Below are 17,949 nucleotides of genomic sequence, written 5' to 3' on the forward strand. Positions count from 1 at the left end.
TAAATCGTTTATATTTTTGCTTTGATTCTGTCAATAGCTTCTTGTAGTACTGTTTCCGTGGTGCATAAGCTAACTCTTACATAATGTTGACCCGCACTTCCAAAGATTCCACCGGGAGTTATAAATACCGCCGCTTGTTTCAATACATCATCGCTTAACGCGTAGCCATCTTGATAAGATGCCGGTACGCTTGCCCAAACAAACAAACCTACCTGCGTGTCATCAAAATCGCAGTTCAACGTTCGGAGTAATTCATAGACCTTTTCTCTCCGACCCTGATAAATTTTATTAAGTGACGTATACCAATCCTCATCCAATTCTAAAGCCGCGGCCGCGGCCATTTGCAATGGCAAGAACATACCGGAATCCATGTTGCTTTTAAAACGCATAATCTCATTAATGCGATCTTGATGGCCTACAAGCATTCCGATTCGCCATCCGGCCATATTACTTGATTTACTTAATGAATTTAATTCCAGAGCAACATCCTTAGCCCCGTCTATTGACAGGAGACTACTTGGTTCCTCCGTCAAAATAAAACTGTAGGGATTATCATGACAAAGGAGAATTCGATGTGCTTTGGCGAAAGCGATCAAATCCTTAAAAAAGGTCTTGTCGGCCTTCGCCCCTGTTGGCATATGTGGATAATTAACCCACATCAGCTTCACTTTACTTAAATCTTGTTTGGCCAGTGCCTCTAAATCCGGAAGCCAGGCATTGGCTTCTTGCAAATCATAGTATACACCCTTCGCACCCGTTAATCGAACTGCAGAGCTATAGGTCGGATAACCTGGATTGGGTATCAGGGCTTCATCTCCCTCTTGAAGGTAAGTCATGCAAATATGCATGATTCCCTCTTTCGACCCAATAAGGGGCAATACTTCAGTGTCCGGATTTAATTCTACTTGATAATATTTCTTATACCAAGAGGCAATGGCCGATCGTAAGGCAGGCGCTCCCTTATAACTCTGATAGGCATGGGTATTGGGTAGGTCAGCATATTTGTTTAATGTTTCGATAACCGTTGGATGGGGCGGTAAATCGGGACTGCCGATTCCCAGATTAATAACGCTCGCTCCTGCTTTATTAAGCTCGTCGATTTCCCGTAATTTTTTGGAGAAATAATATTCTTCTGTATGCTGTAATCTTTTAGCTACCTCTATGAACATCGCATCTATTTTAAGCGGCCTAATTTACTAAAATAGTTGCGTTATTGACATCAGAACTCCCTGAACTTTTTTTGTTTCCGGAGGTAACGTAAATATCTGCATGTTTTATATGTATGTTGATCAACTTTTTACGTTCTATTACCGGAGTATTTAAGCTTTTTCTTACCTTTGGACTTTTGGTTTAAAAACATTGAATGAAAACCTATCTAAGATTACTGTCTTTTGCAAAACCCATTGAGAAATACGCTATACCCTATATTATCTGTACGCTTATTACTGTCTTCTTCGGAACACTGAATTTAGCCCTTCTTATCCCCTTACTGAATACGCTATTTATTGACGGGGAAAGGGTGGAGGTTGTGAGCAAACCGGATAACTGGTATAACTTAATTGATCATTTTAATTATTACGCGCAAGAATTGAGTCACCAATTCGGGCCTTACGGAACTTTGCAACGTGTATTAATCGTCATTGTTGCTTCGGTGTTTGTCAGTAATCTCTTTCGCTACTTCGCGCAACGGATTATGGAGAACCTTCGAATCCATACGTTGCTGAATCTCCGAAAAACGGTTTTTGATAACGTAATGGATCTGCACGTCGGATACTTTAATAATCAACGAAAAGGAGATATCATTTCTAAAATTGCTTCTGACGTACAAGTTGTGCAATTTTCCGTGACAGCTACGCTGCAAGTTGTTTTTAAGGAGCCATTGCAATTGCTGTTTTACATCATTTGGCTATTTGCGATTAGTTATAAGCTAACTTTCTTTGCCATTTTGGTTATTCCCGTGTCTGCGTTCATCATCTCTTTAATTGTTAGGCGATTGAAGGAGCAAGCAACGGAGGCGCAGCAGGTATATGGTAGAATGATCAGTTATCTGGATGAGGCTTTATCGGGTGTGAAAATTATTAAGGCTTTTAACGCTACATCCTATGTAAAGGGAAGGTTCCATGATGAAAATGTGTATTATTCCAAATTGGGTAGGAGAATGGCCAGACGGCAACAGCTAGGATCGCCGGTATCGGAGCTGCTGGGGATTTTAATGGTAGCGGCGCTAGTACTTTATGGGGGTAATCTGGTGCTTACGGGGAGTGAGGAATTGGATGCAGCTTCTTTCATCGCCTATATTGCTATGTTCTCCCAAGTGATGCGACCAGCGAAAGCGATTACCGACTCTTTTAGTAATATTCACTCGGGGATTGCAGCAGGCGAACGTGTGTTGGAGTTAATCGATGAGCGGCCTGCCATACAAGATGCATCCAATGCAATCGCTATTACTGATTTTAAAGAGGGTATCGCGTTCAAAAACGTAAGCTTTTCGTACCAGGATAAAAAGGTGCTAAACAATATAACTTTTGATATTCCAAAAGGAAAAACAGTTGCCCTGGTTGGCCCTTCCGGTGGCGGAAAATCCACGCTTATGGATTTAGTTCCCCGGTTCCAGGATGTTCAGTCGGGCGAGATTACTTTCGATGGTATAAACATTAAGGATGTTCAAAGCAATTCGTTGCGATCCTTAATGGGGACAGTGAACCAAGAATCGATTTTATTCAATGATACCGTATTTAACAACATCGCATTTGGCGTGCTGGATGCAACGCTGGACCAAGTGATGGCGGCAGCGAAAATTGCGAATGCACATGATTTTATAGAGGCTACTGAAAATGGATATTATACCAATATTGGTGATCGAGGGGTTAAATTATCAGGAGGACAGAGACAACGAATTTGTATAGCAAGGGCTGTTTTACGCAATCCGCCTATCTTGCTTTTGGATGAAGCTACGTCCGCATTGGATACGGAGTCGGAAAAATTGGTCCAAGATGCTTTAAATAAATTAATGCATAGCCGAACCACCTTGGTGATCGCGCATCGACTCAGCACGATTCAGTCCGCGGACGTTATTATTGTTCTGGAATCCGGTACGATTGTAGAACAGGGTAGCCATAACGAACTGATTGCTCGAAATGGTTTGTACAAACGTTTGGTTGATATGCAGCAGTTTGAAGAAGTATAGATAGCCTTGATCTTTTTTTCTTATGCAGATAGGATGTCTTCCGAAGAAGTCGGCTAAATAAAAAAGGGGTTTTCCAATCGAAAAACCTTTTTATTTATAGAAGAGCTTCTTTATAATTTTCTCTTTACTTCTACTTGTTCATAAGCCTCCACAATATCGCCTACTTTGATATCGTTAAAGTTTTGAATACTCAATCCACACTCGTAGCCTTGAGATACTTCTTTAACATCATCTTTGTAGCGTTTTAAGGAAGCTAACTTGCCTGAATAAACAACCACGCCGTCGCGGATTAACCGGATATCGTGATTACGGTTTATTTTTCCATCCAGCACCATACATCCCGCGATCGTACCTACCTTACTGATTTTAAAGGTCTCCCTAATCTCTACGTTGGCAACAATCTTCTCTTCAAATTTAGGAGCTAACATGCCTTCCATCGCGGCTTTTAGTTCTTCAATCGCATCGTAAATGATCGAATATAAGCGGATATCAATCTGTTCTTGTTCAGCTAACTTACGAGCATTTTGAGAAGGTCTGACTTGGAAACCAATTATAATCGCATCAGAAGCAGACGCTAATAGAACATCAGATTCCGAGATCTGTCCAACAGACTTATGTATAATGTTTACTTGGATCTCTTCTGTGGATAACTTCAGTAAAGAGTCTGATAAAGCTTCGATAGAACCATCCACATCACCTTTCACAATTACATTGAGCTCTTTGAAGTTTCCAATAGCCAAACGGCGACCGATTTCATCCAAGGTAATGTGTTTCTGTGTGCGGAGCCCTTGCTCACGTTGTAACTGTAGACGCTTATTTGCAATCTGCCTGGCTTCAGCTTCACTTTCGAGCACATAAAATTTGTCCCCCGCCGTCGGCGCTCCGTTCATTCCCAATATTTGGATAGGAGTAGAAGGCCCCGCTTCAGTCACTTTCTGGCCACGCTCGTTGGTAAGTGCTTTTACTTTACCACTATGAGACCCTGCTAAGATCGGATCCCCAACACGTAAAGTACCTCCTTGAATCAACACGGTGGTTACAATACCTCTACCTTTATCGAGTGCGGCTTCTACAACCGAACCCACGGCACGTTTCTTCGGATCCGCTTTTAGATCAAGCATCTCTGCTTCCAGAAGCACTTTTTCCAATAATAAATCAACATTTAAACCAGTCTTACCGGAAATCTCTTGGGCCTGATACTTTCCTCCCCAATCTTCCACTAAAATATTCATGGTAGAAAGCTGCTCCCTGATTTTATCCGCGTTTGCCCCAGGTTTGTCGATTTTTGTAAAGGCGAATACTATTGGTACACCTGCAGCCTGTGCGTGGTTGATGGCCTCTTTGGTTTGTGGCATCACGCTATCATCTGCTGCAATTACGATAATGGCTATATCAGTTATTTTGGCACCACGAGCACGCATCGCTGTAAACGCTTCGTGTCCAGGTGTATCCAAGAAAGTTATTTTTCTTCCATCATCCAATTTAACGGCGTATGCTCCAATATGTTGGGTAATACCTCCGGCTTCGCCTCCGATCACATTCGTTTTCCGGATATAATCCAGTAGTGAGGTCTTACCATGGTCGACGTGTCCCATTACCGTAACAATAGGTGCGCGTTGCACCAAGTTATCGGGATTATCGTCTTCTTCTAAGGAATGAGTCTCCTCATCTTCCGGTTTAACAAATTCAACTTCGTAACCAAATTCATCAGCCACAATTGTCAAAGTTTCTGCATCAAGCCGTTGATTAATCGAAGCAAAAATTCCCAAACTCATACACGTTGAGATAACCTGCGTTACCGAAACATCCATCATGTTGGCCAGGTCATTCGCAGTAACAAATTCCGTCACACGAAGAACCTTTGATTGCATCTCCCTTTCTAAAGCTGCTTCCTCAGCAGATAAAGCTACATCATCCCGTTTTTGACGTCGTAATTTTGCTCGTTGGGCAAATTTACCGGATTTACCCGCTCCACTGAGACGGGCAAGCGTTGCTTTTATTTGATCTTGTATTTCTTTTTCCGAAGGTTCTTCCTTCGGCGTCTCAACGTGACGTCCGCGTCCCTTAAAATCATGCTTTCCTTTACCACCGCGCTGATCGGGTCGTTGTCCCCCTTGGTTTGGACCTTGATTTTGTCCCTGACCCGGGTGAGGACGATTTTGCGTTTGACCACCTCCGGCAGGTTGGCCGCCTCGTTGTTGTTGCGTATTATCCCCTTGATTGCGATTCTGATTCCCTCCAAGCGTATTACGCTTACGTTTCCGTTTGTGATCAGATAAACTACCGGCACCGGAAGAAGAAGCAATCGGCTGATCCTTGCGTTTTTGAGGAGAAGTGGGCAACTCTATTTTGCCAATCACTTTAGGCCCACTCAAATGCTCGGCCCGAGCTCTGATAACCTCATTTTGTGGAGCCGGTTCCTTTTCCGGTTCTTTCGGCCCAGGTGCATTTGCCTTTACTTCTTCGGCTTTTGGTTGCTCCTTTTGTTCTATTGGGGCTTGTTCCTGTTTTTTGGGTTCCTCCTGTACAGCTGCAGGTTTTTCTTCCGTAACAGATGCACTTTTCGGAGTTTCAACCGGTTGCTCCGGTTTTTGCTCCGCAGCCGGAGCCGGTGTTTCGCCGGTTTGTTCTGCCTTGGGTTCTTCTCTGTTATAAGGCTTTTTATCGGGCCTACTCCGCTGATTAAGGCTAGAAAGATCGATTTTTCCAACTACCTTAACACCCATGGTAGGCTCAGAACTTGGTTCTTTGGCCTTATCTTGTTGCTCATCTGTAGTAGAAGGTTCCTTTTGCTGAGGTTTGTAAGCATTCGCTTTGGTATCCTCAACAGAAGGAGAGAAAGCGCTATTATTTTTAATTAATATCTCATCATTTTCAACCTCAGGCTGCGTTGCTTTTGATGCAGTTGTTTCAATAGGAGCCTCCTCGCGACGAATCTTTCCAATCACAATCTGATTGGCTTCCTCTTTCACGATCTTATCTCCTTGAAACTCTCGCAGAAGAACTTCATACATGTCTCGGTCTAACTTAGTGTTAGGTTTAGCTTCAATTTCATAGCCTTTCTTTGCCAGAAAATCAACCGCTGTACCAATTCCGATATTCAGTTCTTTTGCAGCTTTCAGTAAGTTTATGCTTTTACCTTCTGTCATTTAATCTATTTACCTCTTAATTTATTACGTGATATTACAAAAGTATACTTTTTAGTTGTTTATTACTAAAATAATAAACAAAGCATTCTTTTGTTTGTGCGCGCTCCGCCGAATTATTCAAATTCCGAACGTAAGACCTGCACTACTTCTTGTATTGTGTTTTCTTCTAAATCAGTACGACGCACCAGCTCGTCCATTGATAAGGCTAATACCGATTTTGCCGTATCTAATCCAACACGCTTGAACTCATCGAGAATCCAACCGTCAATTTCATCTGCAAATTCTTCCAAATCCACATCTTCATCATTCTCGTCACTCTCTCTATACACGTCAATCTCATACCCGGTTAGTTTACCCGCCAACTTAATATTATGCCCGCCACGGCCAATAGCAAGTGACACTTGATCAGACTGCAAATAAACAGCAGCTCTTTTCTCTTCATCATCTAATTTAATAGAACTGATTCTTGCCGGACTTAACGCACGTTGTATATACAGGGAAATATTGTTCGTGAAATTGATCACGTCGATATTTTCATTGCGCAATTCACGAACAATTCCATGAATACGAGAACCTTTCATCCCTACACAGGCTCCTACCGGATCGATACGATCATCGTATGATTCAACGGCAACTTTTGCCCGCTCACCCGGTTCGCGAACGATTTTCTTAATGGTGATCAACCCATCGAAGATTTCGGGAACCTCCAGTTCAAATAATCGTTGTAAAAATTCAGGAGCGGTACGTGAAATGATGATTTTAGGAGTCGTATTCATCATGTCTACCTTATAAACTACCGCACGGATCGTATCCCCTTTCTTGAAATAATCGGCCGGAATTTGCTCAGTTTTAGGTAAGATTAATTCGTTCCCCTCGTCGTCCAAAACCAAGGTCTCTTTTTTCCATATTTGGTATACCTCGCCGGTGACGATCTCACCTACACGGTCTTTATACTTCTTAAAGATTTCGTCCTTTTCAAGTTCCAGTACCTTCGAAACCAAGGTTTGTCTTGCCGCAAGAATCGCTCTTCTTCCAAAGCTCTCCAAGGTGATCTCTTCAATGAAATCATCACCGATTTCTAAATCCGGATCTACTTTGCGAGCTTCCGCAAGTTCGATTTCCAAATCGTCGTCTTCGGAAAATTCATCCTCCACAACTGTTCTTGTGCGCCAAATTTCCAAGTCACCGTTATCCGGATTAACAATTACATCGCAGTTTTCATCTGTGCCGAAACGCTTACGTATCATGCTTCTGAATACTTCTTCCAGCACACTTATCACCGTCGGGCGGTCAATATTTTTGAAGTCTTTAAACTCCTGAAATGAGTCTATTAAATTTATATTGCTCATTTTATTTAAATGAAATTAAAACCTTTGTTTCTATGATTTGATCCAGTGGAACCACTGTTTCCACTTGTATTGCTTTTTTGCCTTTTTCCTTGATTGTTTCTGCTAACTTCATCTCTTTTTCCGATGCCGCTAGTAGGGTGCCTTCTCGTTTTGAACCATCCGCCATTTTTAGTGTGATGGACCGGCCAATATTTTTTTGATATTGACGGAGTAATTTTAATGGAGTGTCTATGCCCGGTGATGACACTTCAAGATTATACGCATTCTCTATCGCGTTTTCCTCTTCTAAATGATAACCGACGTGTCTACTGATGGCTGCGCAATCCTGAATAGTTATTCCCTGATCTCCATCCATGTGAATAATCAGTTTGCCATTACTGTGCATTTTAACGTCTACCAGAAATAAGTCCGGACGATCCGCAATCTTTTCTTCTACTAATTCTGTTACCCTTTTCTCGATGCCCATAGTGAATTTACAAATTTCTTGTAATAAAAAGAGGGGACCATGCTGTCCCCTCTTTCATCAAGATATGCAAATGTACGACAAATTATTTAATAATTCAAATAGTTGATTTTCTTGATACAACGAAATACAGGATAGATTTTTTAAACATTTTCGGTCTAAACTCGTTTGTGTAATAGCTAAAGAAAAAATGTATGAGATTTATCATTGAATTAATTATTACCGGTTTAGCCGTTATGGGAGCGGCTTACGTTGTTCCCGGAGCGGAAGTTTCCGGTTTTTGGAGTGCCATGCTTGCCGGCATATTGATTGCTTTGGCCAATGCTACGGTAGGTACAATCCTACGCTTTTTTACCTTGCCCTTGAATATCTTAACCTTGGGCTTAATATCTTTTATTATCACTGTTCTGATGGTCATGTTAGTCAGTAGCATCATGAGTGGATTTTCGGTTAGTGGCTTTTTCTCGGCCATGTTCTTCGCTATTTTAACAGCCGTTATTCAAATGATTTTGAGCAGCCTTTTCGGGACGAATCGCGAAAATTAATTGATGGTACTTAATATTTTATGTATACTTGGTTTTATAAAACATCATTTATGAAACCTGTTAATATATGCCGCTTGTTAGGTTGCATGATTTTATTGCCCATGGTATTAAAAGCTCAAACAAAAACGATTAATGTTCTTATTGGAACCTATACCAATACAGGCAAAAGCAAAGGGATTTATGTGTACTCTTTTGATCCAAGTTCCGGGAGCTTAACGTATAAAAATGAGGTTGCGTCGTCTGACCCGTCCTTTTTGGCATTGAGTGCCGACAAGAAATACCTCTATGCCGTGAACGAATTAAATACCGGGGAAGGAGCGATTAGTACGTTTAAATATCATCCTACGGATGGTAAACTTGTTTTACTGAATACACAACTAACGCATGGCGACAGCCCCTGTCATGTCATAGTGGATCAAAAAGATAACCATGTGGTGGTATCCAACTATTCCGGCGGAAGCCTTACCGTTTTTGGAGTTCAACCTGATGGCAGTTTGACGGAAAAAGTCCAATTGATAAAGCATGAAGGAAGCGGGCCGAATAAAAGTAGACAAGAAAAGCCTCACGTTCATTCGGCAACTTTGTCGCCCGATGGAAGATTCCTATTGGTGCAAGATCTCGGTACTGATCGTATTAATGTATATGGTTATGACGCATTGAATAAAAACGCACCGCTATCAACAGAAGCAAAAGTCGCGAAGGCGTCTCCGGGCAGTGGTCCACGACATATTACGTTCGCTAAGGATGGAAGATATGTTTACCTTGTTCAGGAAATGAAGGCTGCTGTTACGGTTTATGCTTATAGTGATGGGCAATTAACAGCTATACAGGAAATTAGTATGTTGCCGCCTTCTTATAAGGGAGATGTTGGAGCAGCAGATATTCATATATCGCCGGATGGTAAATTCTTATATGCCTCGAATCGGGGCGAAGCCAATGATATGGCGATTTATGCCATTAACAAGAAGGATGGGAAACTATCTTATGTTGGAAATCAGTCGGTAGAAGGTAAGGGGCCGCGAAATTTTGCTATTTCTCCCGACGGAAAGCATCTTTTGGTGGCAAACCAATACACCGATGATGTCATTGTATTCGCACGCGATGAGCAGACAGGTAGATTAAAAAACACAGGAAACCGTATAGAAATAGGGGCGCCGGTTTGTGTGCTGTTTGATGAATAGTGGTTAACTCATAAAACAAGTAAGGAGGTTCCTCGTGGAACCTCCTTACTTGTTTATATAACACTCGCTTTTACTTGATCGATTACTTCCTGGTAATAATTCTCGTAAACCGGTAAAATTAATCCTAAATCAAATTCCTTAGCGCGCGCTAAAGCAGCTGCTTTGAATGTTGCCAGCCGGTCGTTGTCTTCAAGTATATAAACCGCGTGGGCTGCCATGCGATCAATATCACCCACGTCATCCAGAAAGCCCGTTACACCATCCACATTCAGTTCCGGTAAACCGCCTGCATTAGACGAAACTACCGGCACACTGCAAGCCATTGCTTCCAAGGCTGCTAAACCAAAACTCTCTGACTCGGACGGCATCATAAAGAGATCCGCAACCGAAAGTATTTCTTCAATGGCGTCCTGCTTCCCTAAAAAGCGTACATCGTTACAAACACCTAAATCTCGGCAGAGCTGTTCAGCATTTACCCGATCGGGCCCGTCACCTACCATTAAAAGCTTACATCGTACCTTTTCCTGGATTTTTTGGAAGACTTTGATCACATCGGATGTCCGCTTTACTCTTCTAAAGTTCGATGTATGGACTAAAATGCGCTCGTCACCGGGGGCGATGGCTTTTTTGAAATGCTCGCGGGGCTTTAAGCTAAACCGCGTCAAATCGATAAAATTAGGGATCACCCGGATATCTTTGGCTACTTCAAAATGTTTGATGGTGTCTTCTTTCAAATTAGTGGATACCGCAGTGACACCGTCCGACTGATTGATCGAAAAGGTGACTACCGGATTATAACTTGGATCTTTTCCCACCAAGGTAATGTCGGTTCCGTGAAGCGTCGTAACTACCGGAATGCGAATCCCATAGGTTTCCAGTATCTGCTTGGCCATGAAAGCCGCAGAAGCATGCGGTATCGCATAATGTACATGTAATAGATCGAGTTTTTCGAAGCGGACTACATCAACCAGTTTACTGGCTAAAGCCAATTCATACGGCGGGAAATCGAATAGCGGATATTTGGATATACTTACCTCATGGTAAAATAGATTCGCAGAGAAGAAATCAAGTCGCGCGGGTTGACTGTACGTAATAAAATGTACCTGATGCCCATTAGCGGCCAAGCCCTTGCCCAATTCTGTAGCCACCACACCGCTACCTCCAAATGTTGGGTAACATACAATACCTATCTTCATTTGATAATACAATAAGTTTTATAACAACTGACGATAAACAATGGATGTAACTAAATAATATGCACCCAATTGCATGATTCATCGTTCAATGTGGCTGCAAATTAAACGTTATTTTCTGTAGTAATTGTTAAGTCTATGTCAAGTATTATTCGAGCCCCTTAGCAATCGCTTCGTAAATTACATCCTGAATCCTGGAACGAATATTTAGCTCATACAACTTGTTTGTTACGCTCGGATGAACACGATTTGATAGAAAAATGTAAGTCAATTGATGTTCCGGATCTATCCAAATGCAAGTGCCCGTGTAACCCGTATGGCCGTAGGTCGCAGCTGAAGCCAATGCAGAAGGATAAGCTTTGCTTGTGTCAGGATCTTTCCGATCAAATCCCAGGCCTCTTCTGCTAACGGTTGATTGCTTGCCGGTAAATTCTTCAACAATCCGTGGGGCAAAGTAAATCTCGCCTCCATAAGTGCCTTTGTTCAGTAGCATTTGTCCATAAATAGCTAAGTCGTTTGCCGTACTGAATATTCCGGCATGCCCGGCAACCCCATTGGCCATGGCTGCACCTTGGTCATGTACATAGCCTTGTAGAAGTGTGTCCCTAAAATACGTATCCCGTTCGGTCGGTACGATTTCTTCTTTCGCAAAACGTCGTCGCGGATTGTAACCGGTTTTATACATGCCCAAAGGTTGATAGAATTGTTCCTGTACATAGGTTTCAATAGGCTCAGAGGCTTGCTGTTCAACTACCTCCTTCATTACATACATACTAATGTCGCTATAAACATATTTTCCGGGTGTTTCCAACTTCGATTGAAGCATTTCGGGCCACATAACTTTTCGGTAATAATCACTCAATAAATAGCGTCCATCAGCTATTTTTACATTGTGTGTAGCGGAGGAGTCGCTGCTGACATCTCCCGGTTTAAGATTTTTATAAAAGGGTATAAAGGGAACAAAACCTGCTTGATGGAGCATAACATCGCGTAATTTTACATTACTTTTATTGGTCTGTCTTGCCTGAAAAAGATAGTGGCCGATCGTTTGATTAAGGTCGATTTTTTTTTCTTCATATAAGCGCATTACAGCTGGCGTGGTAGCTGTAATTTTGCTGATAGAAGCCATGTCAAAAATATCAGAAGTGAGTGTCTGTCGCTGTTTTTCATAAGTGTGGAAGCCGTAGGCCTCTTCAAAAATAACCGTACCGTTTTTTATGACCATTACAACGGCCCCGGGGGTAGCTTGTTCTGCAATGGCCTCCCTGACAATCTTACCTATTGGATCGGTCAAGTTTACGCTCTTTATTCCAACTGATTCAGGCAAATCGTAACCTAATCGTGTTTTAATGGTGGTAAAGCCGCTGCCTGCCGGGAAGCGGGGCGAAATGTTCGTCGTCAATTTCCCGGTAATGGCAATTCCGCCAAAAATAGCCGAGGCACTGTTTTGCGCGGCAATCACAGTGGTATCGGTCGACCAAATAATCGGAACATCAAGTTCATCGAGCAAAGCCAATTTTTGCGGCGAACCAAAACCGCAGATGATTACCTTCTTGCTCGCTATTTCATTTTTGATGAAGTCGAGTATCGTTTGACTGGCGGCTACATCTTTTGCAAGTTGAATAATAAGCAGGTTATGAAATTTTATCTGCTCACTTAATAGCTGCAAGGATGCCAGATTTGCATCTCCCCGATAAGTGTCAACAGAAGCATAACGAGATAACATAGTATTAAATTGGTTTGACTGTTCAAAACCCAGATCAATACTGGCTATCTTTAAATCTCTTAGTCCCTTAATAGGAACTAGGCCTGTCTGATTATTCAACGCGATCGTTTGGGATAAGCTTTGTTTTTTTTGAGCTAATACCTGCTGGATATCTTCTTGGTGCACGCTTTGCGCACAGGCATTAAGGGCAATTAAAAGAAAAATAAGAAGGAAAGAGAAGTGCTTTGGTATATACATAAGTTTGCTTTTATGATAATGATCGAACTTAGGCAAATTAACGGTTATATGCAATATGTAGAAATACATCGATAAAGTGTGTTCTTAATTATAAACGAGAAATCTTTGCTACACTCGTATCCACGTGACGATTCGCGATCGAAAGTCTTTGTTAAAATTTCTTAAAACATTCCATCAAGCTATTTATTTAGGTACCTTTGCCAAGTGAAGAAATGTACTATACTGTTAACTTGGTTATGCTGTATACTTCCTTTTTTTGTGCAAGCGCAAAAGGAAGTAAGGTTAATCAGTTCACGGGATTATGAGGCGCGGAAGGAGTGGGGGGTCAATCGATTTTATAAACCTGTTTTTTTACATGAAGGTAGCACGCTATCAGCAGATAGTTCAGACTATAATCCGGAGGAACGCTTTTTTGATGCGTTTGGAAACGTCGTTATTACCCAGCCGAATGGTACGGTGGTATACGCCGATAAGCTTCACTATATAAAAGATGATCGAATTGCCATATTAACAAATAATGTGAGGATGGTAGATACAAAAGGTGCTGTCTTAACAACGAATCACCTTACCTATAACCTCAACTCGAAAATAGGAACCTATACCGGAGGTGGACGCATTGTCAACCAAAAGGATACTCTCAATAGTAAAATCGGTTACTACTTCGAAAACAGCTCGGATGCCTATTTTAGGCATGATGTAGTGGTCCGTACACCCGAGTCCAATATTTTTACCGATACGCTACGCTACAATTCGCTTTCAAAAATGGCCTACTTTTATGGCCCTACCAATATAAAAGGCAAAAACGGTGGTAACCTCTATACAGAAAACGGCGACTACCATACTGAAACCGACCGGGCACGTTTTGGAAAAAATAACCTGTACACCGAAGGAAGTAAATTTTTGCGTGGTGATAGCCTTTATTATGATGGTAAGCAGGGTTATGGACGGGCGATCAAGAATGTTGTATTTATTGATACGGTACAACAAGGAATTTTATATGGCCAGCGAGGTGTTTATCTAAAAAAGGACGAGAGTATTACCATGACGGATAAGGCCTATATGATTATGGTGGTAAATAACGACTCAACGGCCAAGAAGAGCTCGAAGGACAGCCTAGCTACTGATACTTTGGGACAGGATAATCTGCTGTTAGCTTCGCGAGATTCCATACGGAACGACTCCTTAGTTAATTCACCGAAATCCGGTACAGATTCGGTTTATATGGCTGCTGATACGTTGTATTCACGCGTCATTTTTTTGAGGGATTCTAAACCTATTGAACTTAATTTGCGGCGGGATGGAGGCGATTTAGATGCGGAGGAAGAAGAGGATTTTACCGAAGCAGCTACCGATAGTTTGGGGACTGCATCCCTGGATTCAACTTCGACCGATTCTACCCAATTAGTTGACATAGATAGTTTGAACCGAGTAAAAAAATCTGCTCTTTTGAGTGATAGTTTAAACGCTGAATCCTTATTAGACAGTACGATACGAATAAAGAAGCCTGATTTGTCGGCGGACTCTTTGATGAAGCTGGCTTCTGAAGATAGTACCTATAAAAAAGTACATACAAAAGAGCTTAACGAAGAAGGTATTAAAAAGGTGATTGCCAAGAGTACCAAGCTTCGTGATGATTCGATTGCCAAAACACAGCGAGAATTGATCAGCAGTGAGCTGGCGGCTGATAGTTTATTAATCGACTCCATCGGCAGCATTCCGAAGATAGGGCAGGCGGATAGCTCTTTATTATTGGCAAAAGCGTCGGCTTTGGATCGGTCGCCAAGAGATTCGAGTAACCTAGACACCGCTAGAACCCGGATTGTGAAGGCTTACCATCACATGCGTATTTTCAAATCGGATCTACAGGCACGTGCCGATTCGGCTTATTACGGTTATCCCGATTCTGTTATCAGATGTTATGGCAATCCCATGATCTGGGCACAGGGTTCGCAGCTATCCGGTGATACCATTTATATGCAACTGAAAAATCAAAAGCTAGATAATATGCTTTTAAAAAGCAATGCCTTTATCGTTAGTACACAACTCGATTCGGTTAAGTTTAATCAGGTAAAAGGGCGAAAGATTACCGGCTTCTTTACCGATAACAAACTAGCACTGATGTACGTTGACGGAAATGCTGAAAGCATTTACTACACACAGGAAGATAATAAGATAAATGGCATGACCAAAAGTATCGGTGCGCGAATAAAGATCCTATTTAATAACAACGAGGTTTCCGAAATACTCAATATCCGTAAAACCGAGACTAGCTATACGCCGGTTGCTGCATTTGATCCAGATAAAGAGATACTGCCTGGTTTCATTTGGAAACCAAAAGATAGACCAAAAAGCAAAGAAGAGATTATTAACCCCATTTCTATTGCCTCCGAACCTGTAGCAGACAGCACGGAAGGTTCGGCAAAGGACAGTTTGCAAGTCGATTCTACGCAATCTAAGAAAATGACAAAACAAATGCCAACCGTAAAGCGAAAAGAAGGAGTTAAAACGCCGGCACCCAATACGCCCAATAAAGAAAAAGATGCTGTGACTGCCCCCGAACAGAAGCAGCAGCCTGATAGCATAAAAAACAAAGAGAAAACCCTTATTAGCCAATAAGTAGGGGTATTTGCATAGCAGATAAATAAAATGCATCTTTGTTGCCTTACTTAACACCTTGTCGAGATCCAATTATTTAACCGATTAGTTGTCTCGGCAAAGAATATTACACACATAAAAACATATGAAAACGAAGAAAATTTGGTTCTTATTTTTGCTCTTACTTCCATTCACCGTTGTCAGAGCCGATGAAGGAATGTGGTTTCTCATGCATATTGACCGATTGAACCACCGGGATATGCAAAAGATGGGATTACAGCTGACATCTGAAGAAATCTATAGTATTAACCACTCAAGTTTAAAAGATGCCATTGTTCAATTCGGCGGAGGATGTACGGCTGAAATCGTTTCGAAAGACGGCTTAGTCTTGACTAACCATCACTGCGGATATGGTGCTATTGCTGAACTGTCTACGCCTGAGCACGACTATCTGACGAATGGCTTTTGGGCTCGAAGTAAGCAAGAAGAGTTAAAACCTAAATCGCTTTCCGTCCGCTTCTTTGTGCGGATGGACGACGTGTCAAAGCGTATCCTGAGTAAAGTGAATGACCAGATGAGCGAGTTTGAACGGGAGCAGGTAATTAATCGAGAAATTGCACATATTGAACAGGAAAATAGTGAAGGAGGAAAATATGTAGTCTCTGTAAAATCGTTTTACAATGGCAACGAATACTACTACTTTGTATACCAAGATTATAATGATGTTAGATTGGTAGGCACACCGCCGAATAGCATAGGAAAGTTTGGAGGTGATACCGATAATTGGGAGTGGCCACGTCACACAGGCGATTTTTCGTTATTTCGCGTATATGCCGATAGAGAGGGCAATCCGGCCGAATACAACGAAAATAATGTTCCGTTAAAACCTAAGTATCACCTACCCGTCAGCTTGAAGGGTTTTCAGGAGAACGACTTTGCGATGATACTGGGTTATCCCGGGCGAACCAATCGGTGGATGCCTGCTGCCGGAATTGACCAAAATGTGAACTTTGCGTATCCGGCTTGGGTTGAAGCATCCAAAGTTGGTATGGATAACATGAAGAAGCATATGGATCAAAATCAGCAGGTAAAGCTTGAATATGCTTCAAAATACGCACAGGTCGCAAATTATTGGAAAAACAGGCAGGGAATGATTGATGCACTTAGCAAGCATCAAACTGCTGCCACCAAGCGAGCGGAAGAATCAAAATTCAACCAATGGGCAAATAAAAAAGACAATAAAGCCCGATTTGGGGAGGTAATAGAGACCATCAATCGCTATTATGAATTGACTAACGAAAAAAGTCGTCATGATAATTACATGATGGGTATGTTACGTTCAAGTAACTTTGCCTCACTGCCTTATGTTTTGGGAAGGGCGCTGTTAATTTATGCCGATGGTACCGATGCCAAAAAGGCGGAACTTAAGTCGAGCCTGAAAACAGAGATCGCAAGTCAATATGAGAAACTGTATCTGCCGTTGGAACAAGATGTATTGGCTGCGGAGTTGAATCTATATGCAAGCAAGGCTAAAGCAGGAGGCCTAGCTCCTCGTGTTGATTCTCTTAGTCGGGCAAACGGCGGCACTTTTAATAATTATATTAAGCAGGCATTTGAATCGAGTATATTTTCTTCAGAAGAGAAGCTGCTTACTTTTTTAACCAATCCGCAAGCGGAGCAGATCGAGCAAGACCCACTCTTTCTTCTTTCATCTGATTTAATGACTCGGTATCGCTACACCGATGAAGAGCAAAAGAAAGAAGAGGCTAATTTCCAGCGGGCATTTAGGTTGATGGTGGAAGGAATGCGCAAAGCTAACCCGAAAAAAATATATTACCCCGATGCCAATAGTACTTTGCGCTTAACGTATGGTAAAATAACCGCGCTTCCTGCCGATCCTCGAAATGATGCGAAAGAGAACTTCTACACAACGTTGAAAGGGACGATTGCAAAATACAAGCCAAAGGATGAAGAATTTGATCTCCCTCAAAGATTGATCGACCTGTATAAGACGAAAGATTTTGGGAGATATGCTGATCGTGCCGGGTATATGCCTGTGAATTTCCTCACCAATAACGATATAACCGGTGGAAACTCGGGGTCCCCGGTCATCAACGGAAAAGGGGAGTTAATCGGTATTGCTTTCGATGGTAATATAGAAGCAATGGCAGGCGATGTGATTTTTGATCAGCAACTCCAACGGACAATTGCCGTTGATATTCGCTACGTTTTGTTTATCATGGATAAGTTTGCAGGAGCGAAACATTTGGTGGATGAGATGACCCTTGCCGAATAATGGCAATTAATATTGTAAATAGGAGGCT

General features: G+C 42.0%; 11 protein-coding genes. 5 read left to right on the forward strand and 6 right to left on the reverse strand.

The window, feature by feature from the left end:
* Positions 1–8 precede the first annotated feature (8 nt).
* Positions 9–1,169, reverse strand: coding sequence for a pyridoxal phosphate-dependent aminotransferase (locus QT327_RS21895; protein WP_289554052.1), 1,161 nt, complete (start codon positions 1,167–1,169; stop codon positions 9–11).
* 194 nt (positions 1,170–1,363) lie between these two features.
* Here QT327_RS21895 and QT327_RS21900 point away from each other — a divergent pair, with 194 nt between their 5' ends.
* Positions 1,364–3,187 carry an ABC transporter ATP-binding protein gene (locus tag QT327_RS21900; RefSeq protein ID WP_289554053.1) on the forward strand — a complete coding sequence of 608 codons (1,824 nt, stop codon included), beginning with the start codon at positions 1,364–1,366 and terminating at the stop codon, positions 3,185–3,187.
* Positions 3,188–3,297: 110 nt separating this feature from the next.
* Here QT327_RS21900 and infB read toward each other — a convergent pair whose 3' ends face one another.
* The 3 genes from infB to rimP all read right to left on the reverse strand — a co-directional run bounded on the left by infB (position 3,298) and on the right by rimP (position 8,151).
* Positions 3,298–6,336 carry a translation initiation factor IF-2 gene (infB, locus tag QT327_RS21905; protein WP_130854470.1) on the reverse strand — a complete coding sequence of 1,013 codons (3,039 nt, stop codon included), beginning with the start codon at positions 6,334–6,336 and terminating at the stop codon, positions 3,298–3,300.
* A gap of 113 nt (positions 6,337–6,449) precedes the next feature.
* Positions 6,450–7,685: a transcription termination factor NusA gene (gene nusA, locus QT327_RS21910; protein ID WP_013664898.1), complete on the reverse strand. Its 1,236-nt coding sequence runs from the start codon at positions 7,683–7,685 to the stop codon at positions 6,450–6,452.
* 1 nt (position 7,686) lies between these two features.
* Positions 7,687–8,151, reverse strand: coding sequence for a ribosome assembly cofactor RimP (gene rimP / locus QT327_RS21915; protein WP_130854469.1), 465 nt, complete (start codon positions 8,149–8,151; stop codon positions 7,687–7,689).
* A 191-nt stretch (positions 8,152–8,342) separates the two neighbouring features.
* Here rimP and QT327_RS21920 point away from each other — a divergent pair, with 191 nt between their 5' ends.
* Together QT327_RS21920 and QT327_RS21925 are read left to right on the forward strand one after the other, a co-directional pair.
* Positions 8,343–8,693 carry a phage holin family protein gene (locus QT327_RS21920; protein ID WP_013664900.1) on the forward strand — a complete coding sequence of 117 codons (351 nt, stop codon included), beginning with the start codon at positions 8,343–8,345 and terminating at the stop codon, positions 8,691–8,693.
* Positions 8,694–8,743: 50 nt separating this feature from the next.
* Complete coding sequence (locus tag QT327_RS21925; RefSeq protein ID WP_289554054.1) at positions 8,744–9,874, forward strand: lactonase family protein; 1,131 nt, start codon at positions 8,744–8,746, stop codon at positions 9,872–9,874.
* 53 nt (positions 9,875–9,927) lie between these two features.
* Here QT327_RS21925 and bshA read toward each other — a convergent pair whose 3' ends face one another.
* On the reverse strand, positions 9,928–11,070 hold the full coding sequence (gene bshA / locus QT327_RS21930; protein WP_130854468.1) for an N-acetyl-alpha-D-glucosaminyl L-malate synthase BshA: 1,143 nt from the start codon (positions 11,068–11,070) through the stop codon (positions 9,928–9,930).
* A gap of 145 nt (positions 11,071–11,215) precedes the next feature.
* Positions 11,216–13,030 carry a serine hydrolase domain-containing protein gene (locus tag QT327_RS21935; RefSeq protein ID WP_130854467.1) on the reverse strand — a complete coding sequence of 605 codons (1,815 nt, stop codon included), beginning with the start codon at positions 13,028–13,030 and terminating at the stop codon, positions 11,216–11,218.
* 258 nt (positions 13,031–13,288) lie between these two features.
* On the opposite strand from QT327_RS21935, the gene QT327_RS21940 reads away from it, so the two are divergent.
* Together QT327_RS21940 and QT327_RS21945 are read left to right on the forward strand one after the other, a co-directional pair.
* Positions 13,289–15,646, forward strand: a complete 2,358-nt coding sequence (locus QT327_RS21940; protein WP_289554055.1) for an OstA-like protein — start codon at positions 13,289–13,291, stop codon at positions 15,644–15,646.
* A gap of 124 nt (positions 15,647–15,770) precedes the next feature.
* The gene (locus QT327_RS21945; protein WP_289554056.1) at positions 15,771–17,921 is read left to right on the forward strand and encodes a S46 family peptidase; all 2,151 of its coding nucleotides are present in this window, start codon (positions 15,771–15,773) and stop codon (positions 17,919–17,921) included.
* Positions 17,922–17,949 lie beyond the last annotated feature (28 nt).

Origin of the sequence: Olivibacter sp. 47, from assembly GCF_030372825.1 — a bacterium.
Lineage (GTDB): Bacteria > Bacteroidota > Bacteroidia > Sphingobacteriales > Sphingobacteriaceae > Olivibacter > Olivibacter oleidegradans.

What these genes read in the sequence shown, in the direction of transcription:
- QT327_RS21920 (WP_013664900.1), top strand. Translation starts at nt 8,343, where the DNA reads ATGAGATTTATCATTGAATTAATTATTACCGGTTTAGCCGTTATGGGA.
- infB (WP_130854470.1), bottom strand. Translation starts at nt 6,336, where the DNA reads ATGACAGAAGGTAAAAGCATAAACTTACTGAAAGCTGCAAAAGAACTG.
- QT327_RS21945 (WP_289554056.1), top strand. Translation starts at nt 15,771, where the DNA reads ATGAAAACGAAGAAAATTTGGTTCTTATTTTTGCTCTTACTTCCATTC.
- bshA (WP_130854468.1), bottom strand. Translation starts at nt 11,070, where the DNA reads ATGAAGATAGGTATTGTATGTTACCCAACATTTGGAGGTAGCGGTGTG.
- QT327_RS21895 (WP_289554052.1), bottom strand. Translation starts at nt 1,169, where the DNA reads ATGTTCATAGAGGTAGCTAAAAGATTACAGCATACAGAAGAATATTAT.
- QT327_RS21925 (WP_289554054.1), top strand. Translation starts at nt 8,744, where the DNA reads ATGAAACCTGTTAATATATGCCGCTTGTTAGGTTGCATGATTTTATTG.
- rimP (WP_130854469.1), bottom strand. Translation starts at nt 8,151, where the DNA reads ATGGGCATCGAGAAAAGGGTAACAGAATTAGTAGAAGAAAAGATTGCG.
- nusA (WP_013664898.1), bottom strand. Translation starts at nt 7,685, where the DNA reads ATGAGCAATATAAATTTAATAGACTCATTTCAGGAGTTTAAAGACTTC.
- QT327_RS21935 (WP_130854467.1), bottom strand. Translation starts at nt 13,030, where the DNA reads ATGTATATACCAAAGCACTTCTCTTTCCTTCTTATTTTTCTTTTAATT.
- QT327_RS21900 (WP_289554053.1), top strand. Translation starts at nt 1,364, where the DNA reads ATGAAAACCTATCTAAGATTACTGTCTTTTGCAAAACCCATTGAGAAA.